The organism is Pseudomonas sp. A-RE-22 (assembly GCF_019956035.1).
In the GTDB taxonomy this organism is placed as follows: Bacteria; Pseudomonadota; Gammaproteobacteria; order Pseudomonadales; family Pseudomonadaceae; genus Aquipseudomonas; species Aquipseudomonas brassicacearum.
Genome location: NZ_JAHBCZ010000006.1, coordinates 40,121 through 56,042 on the forward strand (window position 1 = coordinate 40,121; position 15,922 = coordinate 56,042).

Consider the following 15,922-nt stretch of genomic DNA (forward strand, 5'->3'; position numbering starts at 1 on the left):
CGGACATACTTGCGGCCTTAATGCGTTGAACCGACCGAGAAGCCTTATGCCCCGGCGCCTTTTCAAACGTTACATGCCAGACCCAGAGAGCATTCGGGAACATAAATCCTTACGTTTTCTCGGCACCCTGCTGCACGACCCCAACCTTTGGCACCTCAATCGGCACTCTGTCGCCCGGGCGATGGCTGTAGGCCTGTTTGCCGCCTTCTTGCCGATCCCGTTGCAAATGTTGCTGGCCGCCGCACTGGCCATCACGGTGCGCGGCAACATGCCGATTGCGGTGAGCCTGGTGTGGCTGACCAATCCGATCACCATGCCGGCGGTGTTCTTCTGCACTTACCAGACCGGCGCCTGGCTGATGGACGTGCCCGCCCGGACGCTGCCCGAAGAGCTGACCTGGGAATGGATCAGCGGCCAGTTGTCCACCTTGTGGCAGCCGTTCCTGCTCGGCTCGGTGGTGACCGGACTGGTACTCGGCGCCCTCGCCTACTTCGTCACCATGAGTTACTGGCGCTGGTGGGTGGCCCGACAGTGGAAGCGGCGCAAGAAAAGCCGGATGTGAAATGCAAAAAGGCCTCCTGGGAATGGAGGCCTTTTTTTGGCGTTCATCTGACGCCATCGCGAGCAAGCTCGCTCCCACAGGAAGGTTAGGTACGCATCCCGCGCCCGCTGACCAGCAACCGCGCACAACCGATGTAAAGCACCAAGGTAGCCACCAGCATGAAGGTAATGGCGATGCTGATCTTGATGTCCGATACCCCGAGGATGCCGTAGCGAAAGGCGTTGACCATGTGCAGCACCGGGTTGGCCAGGGACACGGTCTGCCAGAACGGTGGCAGCAGGGAAATCGAATAGAACACTCCGCCCAGGTAGGTCAGCGGCGTGAGCACGAACGTCGGGATGATGGAGATGTCATCGAAGTTGCGCGCAAACACGGCATTGATGAAACCCAGCAGCGAAAAGATCGTGGCCGTGAGCACCACCACCAATACCGTCACCCCCAGGTGATGCACCTGCAAATGGGTGAAGAACAACGACAGCAGGGTCACGATCAAGCCCACCGCCAGGCCGCGCAGCACACCGCCCAGGGTATAGCCGATGAGGATCGTATGGGGCGACACCGGCGAGACCATCAGCTCTTCGATCGAACGCTGGAACTTGCTGCCGAAGAAACTCGACACCACGTTGCCATAGGAGTTGGTGATCACCGACATCATGATCAGCCCCGGCACGATGTAGTCCATGTACGTGAAGCCGCCCATGTCGCCGATCTGCCGGCCGATCAGGTTACCGAAGATCACGAAGTACAAGACCATGGTGATGGCGGGCGGCAGCAGCGTCTGCGGCCAGATCCGCATGAAACGCCGAACCTCACGGTAAACGATGGTATTGAGGGCGATGAGGTTGGGGCGCAGTTCGGAACTCATGCTCATACCGCCACCTTCGCCAGATTTTTCTCCACCAGGGACACGAACAACTCCTCGAGGCGATTGGTTTTGTTGCGCAGGCTCTGCACTTCAATGTTTTGCAGGGCCAGTTGGGCGAACAGCCCGGTGATACCCACGGCTTTGTCCACCTGGACTTCCAGGGTGTGGCCGTCCACCAGACGGGCCGGATAACCCATGAGCCGGGGCGCCGTCGTCAGGTCGTTTTTCAGGTCCAGCAGGAAGGTTTCCACATGCAGTTGGCTGAGCAACTGGCGCATGCTGGTGTTCTCGACGATGGTGCCGTGGTCGATGATGCCGATGTTGCGGCACAACTGTTCAGCCTCTTCCAGGTAATGGGTGGTGAGGATGATGGTGATGCCTTTCTGGTTCAGCTCGGTGAGGAAGGTCCACATCGAACGACGCAGTTCGATGTCCACGCCGGCGGTCGGTTCGTCGAGGATCAGCAGACGCGGTTCATGCACCAGCGCGCGGGCAATCATCAGGCGCCGCTTCATGCCGCCGGACAATGAACGGGACGGCACGTCGCGCTTGTCCCACAGGCCTAGTTGGGTCAGGTACTGCTCGGCGCGCTCGTTGGCGATCTTCGGCGGAATGCCGTAGTAACCGGCCTGGGTCACGACGATGTCGAAGGTCTTCTCGAACTGGTTGAAATTGAATTCCTGGGGCACCACGCCGATGCAGCGCTTGAGGGCGGCGGGCTCGCGGTCCAGGTCATGACCAAAGACGTTCACCGTGCCGCTGGTCTTGTTCACCAACGTGGAAAGAATGCCGATGGTGGTGGATTTGCCAGCACCATTGGGGCCGAGCAAGGCGAAGAAATCACCTTCGGCGACATCCAGATCGATACCACTCAAGGCCTGGAAACCGTTGCCGTAGGTTTTGGTTAGCTGCCGGATGGACAGAGCGGAACTCATATCGGATTACGCACCAAGAAGGGAGGGAGGAAAAGAATAGATAAGGGCGGGCGGCGAGCAATGCAACCACGGCGCACGAAGGCAATGGTGCTCGGCGTCGCCGCACAAGTACAGTCAAGTGTGTCGATAGTAAGTATTAAGTCAACGCGGTCATGACAGCCTTGCGGTAGGCCGGACGCTGCTGCAACCGCGCATACCAGGCCTGCACGTTAGGTAGCGCAGCGCGCTGGATGGGCATCTCGAACCAGGCATAAATGAAACTGCCCAGGGGAATGTCGCCCATGCCGATTTCAGCACCCGACAGGTAGGGCTGCTCACTCAAGGTCTGCTCGACCATCGCCAGCAAGTCGTCGCACTCTTTGATCGCCGCGTTGATGGCCACCCAGTCCTGTTGCTCGACCGGGGTGCGCAATACGCCCCAGAACACCGTGCGAAACGGTGCGGCAAAGCTGGAGGTGGTCCAGTCCATCCATTTTTCAGCCTGGGCCCGTGCCTGTATGTCAGCGGGGTACCAGGCCGAACCCGACGCATGGCGAGCAGCCAGGTAACGCACGATAGTGTTGGATTCCCAGAGCACGAAGCCGTCGTCTTCGATCATTGGCACCCGACCATTGGGGTTTTTCGCACGGTACTCGGGCGTGTCCACCACACCGAATGCCCCGCCCGCATCAATGGCCTCGTAGGCCAGCCCCAACTCTTCTGCGCACCACAACGCCTTGCGCACATTCGATGAATTCTTCCGGCCCCATATCTTCAGCATCACGGCGTCCCTCGATGGATAAATGCCGCAGCAGCATACGCCGGATCAGGCGCGACTCAAATCATCCTGCATGTCGCCGAGCAAGAGCGGCACCTGCGCGCCGAACAGGTGCGGGTAGCATTTTTCCAGGTGTTCGAAGAAGAACGCTTCGGGCACATCGGCGAACTGGCCGTGGTCGGTGACATATTCCATCAGCTTCGCCCCCCGCCGGTTGAACGGGTGGAAAACGCTGTCGTGGCGACCGTCGAATTCCAGCGGGGCCACGTCGAACAACTCGCACAGCCCTTGGTTGAATGCCGGCGTGGCCTTGACCCAGCGGTCGTTCAGGTACAGCTCGGTATAACCGTGCATGGCGAACACGTCGCTCCTGAGCAATTCCAGCAAGCGCGGCGTGGACAAGTGATTGCGGACATCCGCCAGGCCGATGCGCGCCGGGATGTCGCAATGCCGGGCGCAGCCGGCCAGCAAGGTAGCCTTGGGCACGCAATAGCTTTCGCCGGCAGCCAGCGCGTAACTGCCGCGCAGGGTCGCCGGGTCGCGACTGAAGGTGTAGGGGTTGTAGCGCACCGCCTCGCGCACGGCGTAATACAGGCTGACCGCTTGCGCCAGCGGGTCGCGATCGGCGCCGCGGTGGGCTTCGGTGAAGTCGATGACCGCGGGGTGATCGCTGTCGATGAAGGGGCCGGGGTTCAGGTATTGCTGCATAAAAGGAAGACCTCTCGGGAAACATCACCGCTTGCCTCGAGTTTATCCACAGCCCCCCGGCCAGCGATAACGGCATTCCGGCCAAACAATGGCGTTTTCTCACCTTGTTAACGAACGATTTCCCACGGCTGTTGCCAACCAGACTGGCGCCATGCACCCAGGGTTTCCCACGAAATCAATCACATTGCGCTGACCGCCGGTTTTGCAGATGCCGTCTAAGCTCTGAAGGTCGGTTTTGCCTTGGTTCACGGAGGATTACATATGCTGTTGTTGTGGATACTGGTCCTGGTCGTCGGGATCGCCTGGCTGGCGCACCGGCGCATCGCCCCGCTGCCCGCGCTGGGTATCGTCGCGGTCTACCTGTTGGCCATGGGCATTTTCAGCCATGCGCCCGGCTGGCTGCTGCTGATCCTCTGGGTAGTACTCGCAGCTGTCGCGGCCCCGCTGCTGCTACCGGACCTGCGCCGTCGGTATTTCAGTGCGCCGATGTTCGACTGGTTCCAGAAAACCCTGCCGCCCATGTCCGAGACCGAGCGCGACGCCATCGACGCCGGCACGGTGTGGTGGGACGGCGAACTGTTCAGCGGCCGCCCGGATTGGGACTTGCTGCTGGCCTACCCCGAGGTGCAACTGACCGAGGAGGAGCAAGCGTTCCTCGACGGCCCCACCGAAGCCCTCTGCGCAATGGTCAGCGACTGGCAGATCGGCCAGGCCATGGACCTGCCGCCTGAAGCCTGGGCCCATATCAAGGAGCACGGGTTCTTCGCACTGATCATCCCCAAGGAATACGGCGGCAAGGGGTTCTCCGCCTATGCCCACTCCCAGGTGGCGATGAAACTGGCCACGCGCAGCGGCGACCTGGCTTCCACCGTGATGGTCCCCAACTCCCTCGGCCCGGCGGAACTGCTGCTGCACTACGGCACCGATGAACAACGCGACCATTACCTGCCGCGACTGGCCCGTGGCGACGATATTCCCTGCTTCGCCCTGACCGGGCCACTGGCCGGCTCCGACGCCGGGGCGATGCCCGACACCGGCGTCATCTGCAAGGGTGAATGGGAAGGCCAGGAAACATTGGGCCTGCGCCTGAACTGGGAAAAGCGCTACATCACCCTCGGCCCGGTGGCCACCCTCCTGGGCCTGGCCTTCAAGGCGTATGACCCCGACCACCTGCTGGGTGACGAAGAAGACCTGGGCATCAGCCTCGCCTTGATTCCCACCGACACCCCTGGCGTGCATATCGGCCGACGTCACCTGCCCCTTGGCGCCGCGTTCATGAATGGGCCGAACTGGGGCAAGGACGTGTTCATCCCGCTGGACTTCCTCATTGGCGGCCAGGCCATGCTCGGCAAGGGCTGGATGATGCTGATGAACTGCCTGTCGGTCGGGCGCTCGATTTCCCTGCCGGCTGTGGGCACCGGTGCTGCAAAGTTCACCAGCCTGGTAACGGGCCAGTACGCACAGGTGCGCGAGCAATTCAACGTACCGTTGTCGGCGTTCGAAGGTATCCAGGAAGCCATGGCGCGCATCGGTGGCAACGCCTGGATGATGGATGCTGCACGCATGCTGACCGCCAACGCCGTGGACCTGGGGGAAAAGCCTTCGGTGCTGTCGGCCATTCTCAAGTACCACCTGACCGAACGCGGCCGCGAGTGCATCAGCCACGCCATGGACGTGCATGGTGGCAAGGGCATCATCATGGGCCCGAACAATTACCTGGGTCGCAGCTGGCAAGGTGCGCCGATCTTCATCACGGTCGAAGGCGCGAACATCCTGTCACGCAACCTGATGATCTTTGGCCAGGGCGCCATTCGCTGCCATCCGTTCGTGCTCAAGGAAATGGCCCTGGCAAGCCGTGAAGACAAGGACCAGGCGCTGGTCGAATTCGACGCCTTGCTGCTCAAGCACATTGGTTTTGCCGTGAGCAACGCCGCCAGCACCCTGGTGCTCAACCTCGGCCTGGGGCATTTCGAGAAGGCTCCCGGCAATGCCTTGAGCCAAGGTTATTTCCGCGCCCTCAACCGGCAGGCTGCGGCCTTCGCCCTGCTGGCGGACCTGAGCATGATGCTGCTGGGGGGTGAACTCAAACGCCGGGAACGCTTGTCGGCCCGCCTGGGCGACGTATTGAGCAACCTGTACCTGGCGTCCGCCGCACTCAAGCGCTATCACGACCTGGACTCGCCGGACCACATGACACCGCTGTTCACCTGGGCCATGGAGGAAAGCCTGGGCCAGTCGGAACGTGCGCTGGATGAACTGCTGAGCAACTTCCCGAACCGGGTGCTGGGTTGCCTGTTGCGCCTGGTGGTGTTCCCCTTCGGTCGTCGTCACAAGGGCCCGAGCGACAGGCTCGACGCCGAGGTGGCGGCGGTCATCGGTCGGCCCAAGGGTGACCCGACCCTCGAAGAGTTGCTGCAGGGCTGCTATCGCCCACAATCCGCCGATGATCCGGTGGGCGCCCTGCAACACGCCGCCGACCTGCTGGCCGCCGCCCATCCGCTGCACAAGAAACTGCACGTGGCGCTCAAGCAGGGTCAACTCAACCCAGCGCCGGGCGAACCCCTCATCGATGCGGCCCTGGAAGCGGGTGTGTTGCAAGCCGGTGAAGCGCAGACCTTGCGCGCGGCCGAGGCGGCGCGGCGCAAGGTCATCGATGTGGATGACTTCGATAAGGACGAGTTGAGGCTGGCGCAGGACAAGGTCCGTTGATCCTGACGGCCAGCTACGCTCCTCATCTATAAAAGCGGGCGCAAGGGCTTTATACTCCTGCGCCCGTTTTGCTCTTGAGGACTTATCTCGTGTCCAATGTCGTTGCCGATCACCTTGTCTTGCTTGACCACTTGCGCAGCATCCTGGTCGCCGTGGGTGAGGCCGAACAGGTGCCCGAAGAAAGCCATGCCCTGTTTCTGGAGCGCTTCGACGAGTTGCGCGCGCAACTGCCCGTCGACCCGATCGAAAGCCAGTACCTGGGCCAGGACCTCCTGTGCCAAGTGATCGTCCGTTACCCACAGATCGCCCACCTGGTGCCTCGCGACCTGCTCTGGTACTTCGCCGGTGACTGCCTGCACTACATGCCCGACGAAGAAATCGCCCTGTACCAGGCCCTGGAGGAGCGTCGTTTCGAAGCCGAGCAAAACGACGAGCCTTTCGACTGGAACCAGGAAAAGCAATTGCTGGCGATGTCGGACCAGGACAGCAAGCACTGATTGCGATCCGTCATGCAAATGCCCGCACGATTAACCCGGCGGGCTTTTTTTTGCCTTGCCAAAGTGTTTTGCCTGGACGGGCCCCATCGCGAGCAAGCTCGCTCCCACAGAAGCCGCAGCTCACCATCGCTCACCTGTGGGAGCTTGCTCGCGATGAGGCCGGTCAAAACAATCCATCACTCTCCGGCAACTCATAACCCGTCACGACCTTGCTAGGGCCACTCCCGCCGCCCACCGTGCTCAAGGTCGGCTCTTTCTCCAGGCACACCACCAGATAATCAATGAACACCCGCAGCTTGGGCGGCAGGTAGCGAGTCGGGGAATGCAGCAACCACAAGCCACCGTGATAGGAAGCCAGGAACGTCCAGTCGGCCAATACCTGCACGATCAAGCCTTGCTCCAAGGCATGGCGGGCGGTGAAGTACGGCAGGCTGCCAATGCCGATGTGCTGCAAGACGGCCCCCAACCGCACACCCGTGTGATTGGCCGCGTAGCGCCCGTGCACGCCGACGGTGACGGACTTGCTGCCTTTCTTGAATTTCCACCGCGCGTCGTTCGGGGTCACCCCCAGGTAAATGCAACTGTGTTCCAACAGGTCATGAGGATGTGTGGGCGTCCCATGTTCGGCCAGGTATTGCGGCGTGGCGCAAAGCAGGTGATCGATGGTCAGCAACTGACGCCCCACCAGCCCGACCGGAGGTTGATCGGTAATCCGGATGGCCAGGTCGACATGATCGTCGATCAGGTCAACCTGCCTATCCTCCAGGAACAGCTCCACATCGACCTTCGGATAACGACGCAAGAATTCGGGCATGTGCGGATGAATCACGAAACGCCCCACCGCCTTGGGTACGCTGACGCGGATGCGGCCTTCAGCCTCCTGGGTGAACTGCCCGCTGATTTCCATCACTGACCGAGCGGCGGCAACCATTTCCTGACAGCGCTTGAACACCTCTTCCCCGCCATCGCTCAAACGCAACTTGCGGGTGGTGCGTTGCAACAAACGGGTTGCCAGGGCTTTCTCCAGGCGAGAAATACTGCGGCTGATGGCCGACGGTGATGAACCTGACTGGCGGGCCGCCTCGGAGAAGCTGCCGGTCTCCACGACCTTGACGAAGATGGCCATTTCGGCCAGCAACGGCAACGGTAGATTTGTGCTCATGGCGCAACAGTCCATTGAAATTTGAACGGATTATCACCCTTTTACGCTCTATCTATAATCCCGTCACAATTTCTGATGTGGGTATGGCACATGACGCTTCGCCTCTTTTTCCATAGCGATGACCTCAAGGCCAACGCGGAAGTCCTGGATTGCAGCCCCCGGGACCATGAGTTTGCCGTGGTGCTGCACGCCACGCTGTTCCACCCCCAGGGTGGCGGTCAGCCCTGCGACACCGGATGGATCGGTGAAAGCCAGGTGCTGCGCGTGGTCCAGGAAGGGCCACAGATCGTCCATTACGTCGACCGTCCGGTGGCCTTGGGCACGGCTGCGATCAGCGTGGATGCGCAGCGTCGGCAGCTGAATGCGCGCCTGCACTCGGCTGGGCATCTGATCGGCCATTTCGCCGAAACCCGTGGCTGGACACCGATCAAGGCCCACCATTGGCCCGGTGAAAGCCGCGTGCAGTTCCAGCCGGGGGGAAATCCTCAGGAACTGGACATCTCGATCATTCAGCAAGGCATCGACGAATGGATTGCCAACGACCTGCCGCGCCTGATCACGTTACGCGAAGGCCTGCGCGAAGTCGGTTTCGGTGAGCTTGCCGCCTACGGTTGCGGCGGCACTCACGTGCAGCGCCTGCAAGACCTGGGAACAGTCACCATCGCCTCGCTTTCGCAGAAGAAAGGAACACTGTCAGTGCACTACCACGTGGCCTGATATCCGCCAGCCCCTGCGACCAGCAATGGCTCGCAGGCCTCGCCTCCCCCTGTCGGATCTGGCTCCTGCAAATCTCCTTCACAACACAAAAAGACAGATTATTGACGCACGCTTGCGCGAGTTTTTCCCTTCCGTCACTTTTTAGTCATTTTTTTTATTCAAGGCGTGGCGCTTTGCCATGCTTGAACTACCGTCAAACAGAAGCGATGACAGGGTCGGCAAAACGCTCCTGAAGCGATTTGATCGACACCGTCGTTGCCTTCGAAAATCCCGGAGCCCCCGGGTACCGAAAAGTCGTTTGCAAGCAGCCTGTCGTTCAGTCAGGCCGGTGAAATGCGCCCGTTTGCTGGTAGCAACGAGGCCTGAAACCGGACCCAATGGACCGTCAGGTGAGATGGAAAGGGGTAGCCCGGGCCTCTTAAGTGATCCGAGGCAAATAGTTAAGCCTAGGGATGGTCTCTTCATCGAGGATCACTTCATGACCCATCGTACTGCTCCCGTTCTAAAACATTTCATTCATGGCCTGTTCTGGATGGGTCTTGGCTTGGATGCGGCCCAGGCCGCAGCGGCAAATTGTTCGCAACTGGACAATTTGCCGGCAACCTTCGAGGTCGGCCAAGGGCTCCAGAGCGAACTGCGCATCCTCGCCCCCGTGACGAAGTTGGCAGTCGGCGACCCGAAAATTGCCGATGTGCAGCCCAGTGGCAACGATGCGTTTATTCTCACGGGCCTGGCGCCAGGCGCCACCAGCCTGATGGTCTGGACCGACTGTTCGAAGATACCGCGCCAGAGCATGGTCTTTGTCAAAGGCCGGGCCACCGAGGCGCTGACCGGCGCTGCGAGCATACCGTCCGAAGATCCGATGCTGCTCGCCCAGGTGCAGACCGACATTCGTTTCGTTGAAGTCAGCCGGACCAAACTCAAGGAAGCCTCGACTTCGATTTTCGGCACCCGTGGCAACTTCCTGTTCGGTTCGCCGAGGACCTTGCCCACCGTCGGCGGTATTGTCCGGCCTTCATTGCCGGTCAATAACGACATGTTCAACCTGTCTTTTGCCACCGGTAAAACGCTGTTGATGATCAACGCACTGGAAGGCAGCGGTTTCGCCTATACCCTGGCGCGGCCGAGCCTGGTGGCCCTCAGCGGGCAGAGCGCGAGCTTCCTGGCCGGCGGCGAAGTACCGATACCGGTGCCCAGTGCCGGCAGCGACAACGTGTCCATCGAGTACAAGGAATTCGGTATTCGCCTGACCCTGACCCCCACCGTCATCGGCAAGAATCGCATCGCACTGAAGGTGGCACCGGAAGTCAGTGAGCTGGACTTCACCAACGCGGTGAACATCGCCGGGACACTGGTGCCAGCGCTCACGGTACGTCGTACCGACACCAGCATCGCCCTGGCCGATGGAGAAAGCTTCGTCATCAGCGGCCTGATCAGCACCCGCAACAGCTCCCAGGTGAACAAGTTTCCAGGACTGGGCGATATACCGATTCTCGGCGCGTTCTTTCGCGACAACTCCATCAACCGCGAAGAGCGCGAGCTGCTGATGATCGTCACGCCGCACCTGGTCCAACCGTTGGCCGCCGACGCGCAACTGCCGACGTTGCCGGGCGAGCAACTGCGTAATTACGACCCGAATTTCTACCGTATGTACTTCCTCGAACATGGCGAGTTCGACAACCGCAGCGGGCTTTCCCAATGAGCCGGCGCCAGATGTGCGAAGCACCTATTGTCCAACGGCTTGCCAAGGGGCATTCAATGAAAGCAGTGATCGCAATAGCGGCGACCTTGATGCTCGCCGGTTGTGCCAGCAACGGCGTAGTGGCTTCACGCTCGACTCAGTGCGCCAAGCCCGAATCCGATCAGGAACTGGCTCTGAACATGGCTGAAGACATGGCCAACGAAGGTCGTTTGTACGCCAGCCTGGCGAACCTCGAACGCTTGCCCGAGGACTTGGTCCAGGTCCGCCTGCGCAAGGCTCGGGTGCTGCGCCTGATGGGCCGCAACGAGGCCGAACCGTTGTACAAAAGCCTGCTCGGGACATGCCTGGCCGCAGACGGCGAACATGGCCTTGGCCAGTTGGCGGCCGCAAGAAATGACAATGCGACCGCTACGCAATACCTCGAGCGCGCAGCGAAAATGGCTCCGACCGAAGGCAAGATCCGCAACGATCTGGGGGTCGTCTACCTCAATCAACGACGCATTTCAGAAGCCCGCTTCGAGTTCATGACCGCGATGGAGCTCCAGCAGTCAGACACGCTGGCAGCGCTCAACATGGTGACCCTGCTGATCTACCAGGACAACTGGAAGCAGGCCGCCGAGCTCGCGAACATGGCCAAGCTGAGCCCCCAACAAGTGGCAGATGCCCAAGCCCGTGCGGAAAAAATCAGGGGTTCGGCCGCTAACGCAGTGACGTCACAAGCCAACCGCCTGACCGAGGTTGTCGACGCCTCAACCGGCGCGGTCAAGTAGAGCGTTACGAGGAGTCCAAGAAATGATGACCAAACAATTGATGATCGCCTGCATGGTGAGCCTTTCCAGCAGCGCCTGGGCCATTGACCCAGGCCCCTCTTCGCCCGCACAGCAAGGCACCGAGAGCTGGATGCAACTGCAGATTCGCGGCGTGGTGGCCTCCACCAACCTGCAAACCGCCTCGGCCGCCGAACGCGAGATGGCCATGCAGCGTTGGCTCAACAGCTTCAACTATCCGATCCCGGAATTCTTTGACCAGGACTCGGCAGGAGAAATCACCAGCAGCAAATGAAGCATGCTGGAAACGCAAAGACCGCAGCCCTCGACAGCGCCTACATTTGATCCGATGTAGGAACTGCCGGGGGCTGCGGTCTTTTGGCTGACCGCCGGAAATACCTGGGGCCCCCAACACTCATGCAACTGACCCACTGCTATCGCGAGCAGGCTCGCTCCCACAATGGACCTGGGGTGAACACAAGACTCATGGACACCCAAGATCACCTGTGGGAGCGAGCTTGCTCGCGAAGCGGCCTTCATCTCCAACATCCATGCAAACTGACCCACCGCTTTCGCGAGCAGGCTCGCTCCCACAATGGGATCGGGGTACGACCGGGAGAGCCAGGTCGGCTGTCAGGCCGCCTCGCGAGCAAGCTTTGCTCCCACAGGTCCTGCTCAAACAGAGCTGATGGGTGTACGACCGGGAGAGCCAGGTCGGCTACTAGGCCGCCTCGGGGTGGACGTTGATCTCGGGCGCCCCGTTAACCACGATCGCCGAACGTAGGCATTGCGTAGTGGGCATCCCGGCATGGATGCCGGGATAGCCGCGGCCATGGATGGCCCTTCGCGGCGGCCCACGGAGCAATGCCGGAGAGAGGGCACACCGAGCCTAGGCGAGGTGCCGAGTGGTGGGGCAAGAGCGTTTTGCTTACTTTTGACTGGGCCGGCTTCCGGGCTTCTCAAAAGTGAGCCGCCGTCAGGGCGGAACCCTAAGCAGCCGTTACCGCAGGAATGGATATGTACCCGGCCCCCGGTCAACAAGAGCAAGGCCAGCCGTCAGGCCGCCATCGCGAGCAAGCTCGCTCCCACAATGGGACTGTGGTGAACATAAGACCACCGATCTACATATTCCCGAAAGCCCTGAACACACCGATCATGGCCGGACCAATGGCAACCAGGAAGAAGCTCGGCCACAGGCAGAAAATCAGCGGAAAGATCAGCTTGGTGCCAATCTTGGCCCCCATTTCTTCCGCAGCCTGGGTACGCCGGTCACGAAACTCATCGGCGTAGATCCGCAGGGTATCGGCCACGCTGGTACCGAAACGGATACTCTGCGCCAGCAGGCTGACCAAACCCTGGATATCCTCCAGTCCGGTACGCACGGCCAGTTGCTTGAGCGCTTCGGTGCTGGTGATGCCCGCCCGGATCTGCGCATTGACCAGCGCCAGCTCCTCGGCCAGTTCAACCTGGCTGACCGACATCTCTTCGGCCACCCGCTCGATCGTCGTGGGCAGGGCCAGGCCCGACTCGACGCAAACCACCATCAAGTCCAGTGCATCCGGGAACGCGGCACGCAGCCGGCCTTGCCGTGCCTGCTTGCGTTTGCCGACGTAGATCGCCGGCAGCAACCAGCCAATGCCCGCCACGAGGGTCACCGCCAGCAGGCCGATGGCCACTGAAACCTTGACCATCGGCAGCAGCAACAACGCAACGCCAACCATCAACAACGGCAACATCAGGCGCACCGCCCAATACATCTGCACCGCCGAGGCAGACCGGTAACCGGCATGGGTCAGCAAGGTCTGGGTGGCGGACGTGTGGGCCTGATCGGTCGAGGCAAAGCGCTGACCAACCCGTTCCAGCAAGAGCTGCAGGTTACTGGGCGCCTCCTGTCCCACAGTGTTGCCCGCGTAACCGCGCTTGATCAGCGCCAGGCGCCGCTGCACCGGATCCTGCAGGCCCAGCATCAATAGCATGAGCGCGACGACCGCCAACACCGTACTGACGCCGACCACGGTGACGAACAACAGGCGTGCCAGCTCTTCGTTGCCGGTAAACCGACTCAACAATCCGAGCAAAAAGTCCATGACTCAAACCTCTCGGCGCAACAGCGCTTATACCTGGATCCGGATGATTTTTTTTATCCAGAAAATCCCGATCAACATGGCGCAGAACGCGCCGATGATCAGCTTGTGCCCTATGGGGTCATTGATCAGCACCGGCATGTAGCTAGGGCTGGTGAGTACGATGGCGATCGCCAGCACGAACGGGATCGCCACCAGCACCCAGGCCGACATGCGCCCTTCCGCCGACAGCGTCCTGATCTTGCGCTGGAAACGGAAACGCCCGCGAATCAAGCGACTCAGGCGCTCCAGCACTTCGGTCAGGTTGCCGCCGGTCTCGCGGTGGATCAGGATCGAGGTCACCAGCATCATCACCGTCATGCTCGGCATGCGCTCCAGCAGGCCGAGCATGGCCCGGCGCACATCGTTGCCATAGTTGATGTCGGAAAACGTCATGCCGAACTCCTGGGCGACCGGCCCCTTGTGCTCCTCGGCGACCAGACGCAGGGTTTCGTTGAACGGATGCCCGGCACGCAAGGCCCGGCACATGGCGTCCAGTGCATCTGGCAAACCTTCCTCGAACGCGGCGAAACGCTTGTTGCGGTCACGCAGGATTTTCAGCACCGGCAGCCAGGTCAGCGCAAATGCCGCCAGCAGCGCCAGCCACCAGACCTGCGAGAGCATCAGTACCAAGGCACCGGCCGCCCCCCCCAGGATCAGACCGAGCAGCATCACCCGATAAGCCCGGTACTCGTGCCCGGCCTGCTCGATCAGTTGGGTCAGGTTGGCCATGAACGGCAGCTGTTCCAGGCGGGCTTCCAAGGGGGACAGGCGCGTCAGGTATTTCTGCCGCAACACGGTCTGCATGTTGGGCAAGTGGTTGGCCTTCTCCAGCACATGCAGGCGCCCGCGAATGCGCTTGCGCATTTTCCCGGCCTCGCCGAACACCGGCACTACCACGCCTTGGGACAGCAGGAACACGGCGATGAATACCATGCCAAGGAAAATCAGAATGAACTCACTGGGGATATTGCTCATGACGTGCGGCCCTCCATCCACTCAGGGCGAAACAGGGCCAGCGGTAATTCGATGCCGCGCTTGGCGAGCACATCGCGGAAGGCCGGGATCATGCCACTGGGCCGATACTCCCCAAGCACCTCGCCGTGCTCGCCGATGCCCTGGCGCACGAAGGAGAAAATCTCGGTCATGGTGATGATCTCCCCTTCCATCCCGTTGATCTCTTGCATGCTCACCACGCGTCGCTTGCCGTCTTCTTGACGCTCCAGTTGGATCACTACACCGATGGCCGAGGCAATTTGTTGACGCATGGCCTTGATCGGAAACGTCGCCCCGGTCATCGACACCATGTTCTCGATTCGCCCCAACGCATCCCGTGCGGTGTTGGCGTGAATGGTGGTCAGGGAGCCGTCGTGGCCGGTGTTCATCGCCGTGAGCATGTCCAGCGCCTCGGCGCCGCGCACCTCGCCAATGACAATGCGGTCCGGACGCATCCGCAGGCTGTTGCGCACCAACTCCCGCTGGCTCACCTCGCCGCGTCCCTCGATGTTCGAAGGGCGGGTTTCCAGGCGTACCACGTGGGGTTGCTGCAGTTGCAACTCGGCCGAATCCTCGATGGTGACGATGCGTTCGTTGTGGGGAATGAAACTGGACAGCACGTTGAGCATGGTGGTCTTGCCGCTGCCGGTCCCGCCGGAGATCAGCACGTTCAGGCGCCCGCGAACGATGGCCTTGAGCAGCAAGGCAATGGCCGGGGTCATGGTGCCGACCTGGATCAGGCTGTCGGTGTTGAGCAGGTCCACGGCGAAGCGCCGGATCGACATGCTCGGACCGTCGATGGCCAGCGGTGGAATGATCGCGTTGACCCGCGAACCGTCCTTGAGCCGGGCGTCCACCAAGGGCGAGGACTCGTCGATACGTCGCCCCAAGCTGGAAACGATGCGGTCGATGATGTTCAGCAAATGCTGGTCATCGCGAAAACGCACGTCGGTGCGCTGCAGCTTGCCGAAGCGCTCGACATAGACCGAGGCAAACCCGTTGACCAGGATGTCGGACACGCTATGGTCGGCCAACAGCGGTTCCAGCGGCCCGAGGCCGAGCACTTCGTCGGTGATCTGCTTGATGATCAGCTGACGGCTGACGGTACTCACCGGTGCCGAATGTTCCTCGAGCAGACGCTGGCAGATATCGCGTATCTGCCGCGCGGCCTCGACTTGTTCCAGGGCATCGAGCAACGACAGGTCCATGACCTTGAGCAATTGCTGGTAGATCTTTTCCCGCCACTCGGCCTCCACCGGCGTGACCTGGCTGCGGGTTTCGTACAGTACGTCAGGGATGGCCTGCTCCCAGGCCATCAACGCGGCTGTCGGGTCCGGCTGGCCGTCGCCGGGCTGGGCGTCGGCTGAAGCGCCAGGTTTGATGGGCTGTTTGCGCAAGCGGTTACGAAAGTCGCTGATCATG

15 protein-coding genes are annotated in these 15,922 nt (G+C 61.1%); 7 read left to right on the forward strand and 8 right to left on the reverse strand.

Annotation, left to right across the window (positions count from 1 at the left end):
• Positions 1–46: 46 nt before the first annotated feature.
• On the forward strand, positions 47–562 hold the full coding sequence (locus tag KGA89_RS03685) for a DUF2062 domain-containing protein (RefSeq protein WP_003204298.1): 516 nt from the start codon (positions 47–49) through the stop codon (positions 560–562).
• An 85-nt stretch (positions 563–647) separates the two neighbouring features.
• Here KGA89_RS03685 and KGA89_RS03690 read toward each other — a convergent pair whose 3' ends face one another.
• The 4 genes from KGA89_RS03690 to KGA89_RS03705 form a co-directional block, all read right to left on the reverse strand.
• The gene (locus tag KGA89_RS03690) at positions 648–1,427 is read right to left on the reverse strand and encodes an ABC transporter permease (RefSeq protein WP_003204300.1); all 780 of its coding nucleotides are present in this window, start codon (positions 1,425–1,427) and stop codon (positions 648–650) included.
• A gap of 2 nt (positions 1,428–1,429) precedes the next feature.
• A complete protein-coding gene (locus KGA89_RS03695; RefSeq protein ID WP_123351092.1) occupies positions 1,430–2,362 on the reverse strand; it encodes an ABC transporter ATP-binding protein in 933 nt (310 codons plus the stop codon).
• Between the two features lie 136 nt (positions 2,363–2,498).
• On the reverse strand, positions 2,499–3,122 hold the full coding sequence (locus KGA89_RS03700) for a glutathione S-transferase family protein (protein ID WP_223470637.1): 624 nt from the start codon (positions 3,120–3,122) through the stop codon (positions 2,499–2,501).
• Between the two features lie 45 nt (positions 3,123–3,167).
• Positions 3,168–3,827 carry a transglutaminase-like domain-containing protein gene (locus KGA89_RS03705; protein ID WP_223470638.1) on the reverse strand — a complete coding sequence of 220 codons (660 nt, stop codon included), beginning with the start codon at positions 3,825–3,827 and terminating at the stop codon, positions 3,168–3,170.
• A 261-nt stretch (positions 3,828–4,088) separates the two neighbouring features.
• Between KGA89_RS03705 and KGA89_RS03710 the strand changes: the two genes are divergently transcribed.
• Both KGA89_RS03710 and KGA89_RS03715 read left to right on the forward strand, forming a co-directional pair.
• Complete coding sequence (locus KGA89_RS03710; RefSeq protein ID WP_223470639.1) at positions 4,089–6,536, forward strand: acyl-CoA dehydrogenase; 2,448 nt, start codon at positions 4,089–4,091, stop codon at positions 6,534–6,536.
• Positions 6,537–6,625: 89 nt separating this feature from the next.
• Entirely contained in the window at positions 6,626–7,033 is a 408-nt protein-coding gene (locus KGA89_RS03715) for a PA2817 family protein (RefSeq protein WP_003204309.1), read from the forward strand.
• Positions 7,034–7,196: 163 nt separating this feature from the next.
• Here KGA89_RS03715 and KGA89_RS03720 read toward each other — a convergent pair whose 3' ends face one another.
• Positions 7,197–8,195, reverse strand: a complete 999-nt coding sequence (locus KGA89_RS03720; RefSeq protein WP_223470640.1) for a LysR family transcriptional regulator — start codon at positions 8,193–8,195, stop codon at positions 7,197–7,199.
• Positions 8,196–8,285: 90 nt separating this feature from the next.
• Between KGA89_RS03720 and KGA89_RS03725 the strand changes: the two genes are divergently transcribed.
• From KGA89_RS03725 to KGA89_RS03740, 4 genes are all read left to right on the forward strand, one after another.
• Positions 8,286–8,912: a hypothetical protein gene (locus KGA89_RS03725; RefSeq protein ID WP_003204313.1), complete on the forward strand. Its 627-nt coding sequence runs from the start codon at positions 8,286–8,288 to the stop codon at positions 8,910–8,912.
• A gap of 478 nt (positions 8,913–9,390) precedes the next feature.
• Positions 9,391–10,614 carry a type II and III secretion system protein family protein gene (locus KGA89_RS03730; RefSeq protein WP_013694009.1) on the forward strand — a complete coding sequence of 408 codons (1,224 nt, stop codon included), beginning with the start codon at positions 9,391–9,393 and terminating at the stop codon, positions 10,612–10,614.
• Positions 10,615–10,670: 56 nt separating this feature from the next.
• Entirely contained in the window at positions 10,671–11,384 is a 714-nt protein-coding gene (locus tag KGA89_RS03735) for a tetratricopeptide repeat protein (protein ID WP_028237401.1), read from the forward strand.
• Positions 11,385–11,406: 22 nt separating this feature from the next.
• Positions 11,407–11,676 (forward strand): DUF3613 domain-containing protein, encoded by a 270-nt coding sequence (locus tag KGA89_RS03740; protein ID WP_013694011.1) that lies wholly within the window; start codon positions 11,407–11,409, stop codon positions 11,674–11,676.
• Positions 11,677–12,502: 826 nt separating this feature from the next.
• Here the strand turns inward: KGA89_RS03740 and KGA89_RS03745 are convergent.
• Genes KGA89_RS03745 through KGA89_RS03755 form a run of 3 tightly spaced genes read right to left on the reverse strand, consistent with a single transcriptional unit; the run spans position 12,503 to position 15,921 of the window.
• Positions 12,503–13,468 (reverse strand): type II secretion system F family protein, encoded by a 966-nt coding sequence (locus KGA89_RS03745; RefSeq protein WP_003204320.1) that lies wholly within the window; start codon positions 13,466–13,468, stop codon positions 12,503–12,505.
• A gap of 27 nt (positions 13,469–13,495) precedes the next feature.
• Complete coding sequence (locus KGA89_RS03750) at positions 13,496–14,482, reverse strand: type II secretion system F family protein (RefSeq protein ID WP_003204322.1); 987 nt, start codon at positions 14,480–14,482, stop codon at positions 13,496–13,498.
• Positions 14,479–15,921 (reverse strand): CpaF family protein, encoded by a 1,443-nt coding sequence (locus KGA89_RS03755; RefSeq protein ID WP_003204324.1) that lies wholly within the window; start codon positions 15,919–15,921, stop codon positions 14,479–14,481. Before KGA89_RS03755 ends, KGA89_RS03750 begins: the two co-directional genes overlap by 4 nt.
• Between the last annotated feature and the right edge of the window lies 1 nt (position 15,922).

Bases quoted from the DNA above. Each gene is read 5' to 3' on its own strand.
- KGA89_RS03740 (WP_013694011.1), top strand. From the start codon at position 11,407: ATGATGACCAAACAATTGATGATCGCCTGCATGGTGAGCCTTTCCAGC.
- KGA89_RS03720 (WP_223470640.1), bottom strand. From the start codon at position 8,195: ATGAGCACAAATCTACCGTTGCCGTTGCTGGCCGAAATGGCCATCTTC.
- KGA89_RS03700 (WP_223470637.1), bottom strand. From the start codon at position 3,122: ATGCTGAAGATATGGGGCCGGAAGAATTCATCGAATGTGCGCAAGGCG.
- KGA89_RS03755 (WP_003204324.1), bottom strand. From the start codon at position 15,921: ATGATCAGCGACTTTCGTAACCGCTTGCGCAAACAGCCCATCAAACCT.
- KGA89_RS03705 (WP_223470638.1), bottom strand. From the start codon at position 3,827: ATGCAGCAATACCTGAACCCCGGCCCCTTCATCGACAGCGATCACCCC.
- KGA89_RS03690 (WP_003204300.1), bottom strand. From the start codon at position 1,427: ATGAGTTCCGAACTGCGCCCCAACCTCATCGCCCTCAATACCATCGTT.
- KGA89_RS03725 (WP_003204313.1), top strand. From the start codon at position 8,286: ATGACGCTTCGCCTCTTTTTCCATAGCGATGACCTCAAGGCCAACGCG.
- KGA89_RS03745 (WP_003204320.1), bottom strand. From the start codon at position 13,468: ATGGACTTTTTGCTCGGATTGTTGAGTCGGTTTACCGGCAACGAAGAG.
- KGA89_RS03710 (WP_223470639.1), top strand. From the start codon at position 4,089: ATGCTGTTGTTGTGGATACTGGTCCTGGTCGTCGGGATCGCCTGGCTG.
- KGA89_RS03730 (WP_013694009.1), top strand. From the start codon at position 9,391: ATGACCCATCGTACTGCTCCCGTTCTAAAACATTTCATTCATGGCCTG.
- KGA89_RS03735 (WP_028237401.1), top strand. From the start codon at position 10,671: ATGAAAGCAGTGATCGCAATAGCGGCGACCTTGATGCTCGCCGGTTGT.
- KGA89_RS03695 (WP_123351092.1), bottom strand. From the start codon at position 2,362: ATGAGTTCCGCTCTGTCCATCCGGCAGCTAACCAAAACCTACGGCAAC.
- KGA89_RS03685 (WP_003204298.1), top strand. From the start codon at position 47: ATGCCCCGGCGCCTTTTCAAACGTTACATGCCAGACCCAGAGAGCATT.
- KGA89_RS03750 (WP_003204322.1), bottom strand. From the start codon at position 14,482: ATGAGCAATATCCCCAGTGAGTTCATTCTGATTTTCCTTGGCATGGTA.